Source organism: Streptomyces sp. NPDC055078 (assembly GCF_053607985.1).
The window spans coordinates 1-3,604 of record NZ_JBSGUP010000770.1; the positions used below are offsets into that span (position 1 = coordinate 1).

At 69.1% G+C, this 3,604-nt stretch carries 1 protein-coding gene; it reads right to left on the reverse strand.

Features of this window, described 5'->3' with window-relative positions; all coding sequences use genetic code 11:
* Positions 1-20: 20 nt before the first annotated feature.
* Positions 21-3,604, reverse strand: a 3,584-nt coding sequence (locus tag ACWF94_RS36365; protein ID WP_453498812.1) for a multifunctional oxoglutarate decarboxylase/oxoglutarate dehydrogenase thiamine pyrophosphate-binding subunit/dihydrolipoyllysine-residue succinyltransferase subunit, incomplete at its 5' end; no start/stop codon positions are given.

A 3,604-nucleotide genomic window follows, 5' to 3' on the forward strand; every position in this document is an offset into this window, starting at 1 on the left:
CATACGGGGCAGGCTCAGGGTCAGGCGTCGAAGACCTCGTTCAGGAGCTGCTGCTGCTCCGCCTGGTGCCGCTTGGCCGAACCCACCGCCGGGGACGAGCCGTGCGGGCGCGAGATGCGCCGGAGCCGCTCGCCGTGCGGGATGTCCGCGCCGACGGCGAGGTCCAGGTGGTCGATCAGGTTCAGCGCGATGAACGGCCACGCGCCCTGGTTCGCCGGCTCCTCCTGCGCCCACAGGTACTTCGCGGCGTTCGGGAACTTGGCGATCTCGGCCTGGAGTTCCGCACCCGGCAGCGGGTACAGCCGCTCCAGGCGGATGATCGCGGTGTCCGTGACGCCCCGCTTCTTCCGCTCGGCGTCCAGGTCGTAGTAGACCTTGCCGGTGGTGAAGACGACCTTGCGCACCTCGGCCGGGTCGACCGACTCGTCGCCGATCACCGGGCGGAAGCCGCCGGTGAGGAACTCGTCCACCTTGGACGCCGCCGCCTTCAGCCGGAGCATCGACTTCGGGGTGAAGACGATCAGCGGCTTGTGGTGCGGGTTGTGGACCTGCCAGCGCAGCAGATGGAAGTAGTTCGACGGCAGCGTCGGCATGGCGACCGTCATGTTGTGCTGCGCGCACATCTGGAGGAACCGCTCGGGGCGGGCGGAGCTGTGGTCCGGGCCCTGGCCCTCGTAGCCGTGCGGCAGCAGCAGGGTGACGCCGGATGTCTGGCCCCACTTCTGCTCGGCGGAGGAGATGAACTCGTCCACCACGGTCTGCGCGCCGTTGACGAAGTCGCCGAACTGCGCCTCCCACATGACCAGCGCGTCCGGGCGGGCCAGCGAGTAGCCGTACTCGAAGCCCATCGCCGCGTACTCGCTGAGCAGCGAGTCGTAGACGTTGTAACGGGCCTGCTCGTCGGTGAGGTAGAGCAGCGGGGTGTAGTCCTCGTTGGTCTCCTGGTCGACCAGGACCGCGTGGCGCTGGCCGAAGGTGCCGCGCCGGGTGTCCTGGCCGGAGAGGCGGACCGGGGTGCCCTCCATCAGCAGTGAGCCGATGGCGAGCGTCTCGCCCATGCCCCAGTCGATGGTGCCGTCCTCGACCGAGGACGCCCGCCGCTGGAGCTGCGGCAGCAGCCGCGGGTGGACGGTGACATTGTCCGGGATATTGACCTGGGACTCGGCGATCCGCTTCACGACCTCCTGGGAGATCGCGGTGGTGACCGCCACCGGGAACTCGGCCTGCGCGTCCGGGACATGCGCCGGGGCCGGGTGGCTGGTGGCCTCGCGGACCTCGGCGAAGACCTTCTCCAGCTGGCCCTGGAAGTCCTGGAGCGCCTGCTCCGCCTCTTCCAGCGTGATGTCGCCGCGGCCGATCAGCGACTCGGTGTAGAGCTTGCGCACCGAGCGCTTCTTGTCGATCAGCGCGACCATCTGCGGGTTGGTGAACTGCGGGTTGTCGCCCTCGTTGTGACCGCGGCGGCGGTAGCAGATGAGGTCGATCACGACGTCCTTGTTGAACGTCTGGCGGAACTCGAAGGCGAGCCGCGCCACCCGGACGCACGCCTCGGGGTCGTCGCCGTTCACATGGAAGATCGGCGCCTCGATCATGCGGGCCACATCGGTCGCGTACATCGAGGAGCGGGACGACTCCGGGGCGGCGGTGAAGCCGACCTGGTTGTTGATGACGACATGGACCGTGCCACCGGTGCGGTAGCCGCGCAGCTGCGACATGTTCAGCGTCTCGGCGACCACGCCCTGCCCGGCGAAGGCCGCGTCACCGTGGAGGGCGACCGGCAGGACGGTGAAGTCCGTGCCGCCCTTGTTGATGACGTCCTGCTTGGCGCGGGAGACACCCTCAAGCACCGGGTCGACCGCCTCCAGATGGGAGGGGTTGGCGACCAGCGAGACCTTGATCTGCTCGCCGTCGAGGCCGGTGAAGGTGCCCTCGGCGCCCAGGTGGTACTTCACATCGCCGGAGCCGTGCATCGACTTCGGGTCGAGATTGCCCTCGAACTCCCGGAAGATCTGGGCGTACGACTTGCCGACGATGTTCGCCAGCACATTCAGCCGGCCGCGGTGGGCCATGCCGATGACGACCTCGTCCAGGCGCGACTCGGCCGCCGAGTCGATGACCGCGTCGAGCAGCGGGATGACGGACTCGCCGCCCTCCAGCGAGAACCGCTTCTGGCCGACGTACTTGGTCTGCAGGAAGGTCTCGAACGCCTCCGCCGCGTTCAGCCGGCGCAGGATGCGCAGCTGCTCCTCGCGCTCCGGCTTGGAGTGCGGGCGCTCCACCCGGTCCTGGATCCACTTGCGCTGCTTGGGGTCCTGGATGTGCATGAACTCGATGCCGGTGGTGCGGCAGTACGAGTCGCGCAGAACGCCGAGCACCTCGCGGAGCTTCATCAGGGACTTGCCGGAGAAGCCGCCGACGGCGAACTCGCGCTCCAGGTCCCACAGGGTGAGCCCGTGCTCGGTGATGTCCAGGTCGGGGTGCTTGCGCTGGCGGTACTCCAGCGGGTCGGTGTCGGCCATGACATGGCCGCGCACCCGGTAGGAGTGGATCAGCTCGAAGACCCGGGCGGCCTTGGTGACGTCGTCGTCGTGCGAGGCGTCGATGTCCTTGAGCCAGCGGACCGGCTCGTACGGGATCCGCAGGGCCTCGAAGATCTCGTCGTAGAAGCCGTTCTCGCCGAGGAGGAGGTTGGCCACGATCCGCAGGAACTCGCCGGAGGCGGCGCCCTGGATCACCCGGTGGTCATAGGTCGAGGTCAGCGTCATGACCTTGGCGATGCCCAGCTTGTTCAGGGTGTCCTGGGAGGTGCCCTGGAACTCGGCGGGGTAGTCCATCGAGCCGACGCCCATGATGACCGACTGTCCGGGCATCAGCCGCGGCACGGAGTGGACGGTGCCCAGTCCGCCGGGGTTGGTCAGCGAGACCGTGACGCCGGTGAAGTCGTCCATCGTCAGCTTGTTGCCGCGGGCGCGGCGGACGATGTCCTCGTACGCCTGCCAGAACTCGAAGAAGTTGAGCGTCTCGGCCTGCTTGATGGCCGCGACGACGAGCTGGCGGTCGCCGTTGGGCTTGACCAGGTCGATGGCGAGGCCGAAATTGATGTGCTCCGGCTTGACCAGCGTCGGCTTGCCGTCCTTCTCGGCGAAGGAGTGGTTCATCATCGGCATGGCCTTGAGGGCCTGCACCATCGCGTAGCCGATGAGGTGGGTGAAGGAGACCTTCCCGCCCCGGGCGCGCTTGAGGTGGTTGTTGATGACGATGCGGTTGTCGAAGAGCAGCTTCACCGGGACGGCGCGCACGGAGGTGGCCGTGGGCATCCCCAGCGATGCGTTCATGTTCTTCGCGACGGCCGCGGCCGGGCCACGGAGCGTGACCAGCTCGGGGCCGCCGGCCGGGCCGGCGTCCGCCTTGGCGGGGGTGGCCGGCTTGGCTGTTGCCTGCTGGACTTGCTGGACTTGCGGGGCCTGCTGTGGCGCGGGCTGCTTCGCCGGGGCCGGCGCAGGGGCGCTCGCGGCGGGCGCCGCCGCGGGGGCGGCCGGGGCCGGTGCGGCGGGTGCGGGCGGGGCGGCGGCGGGCGCCTGGCCGGCGGGCTGAGCCACCCCGT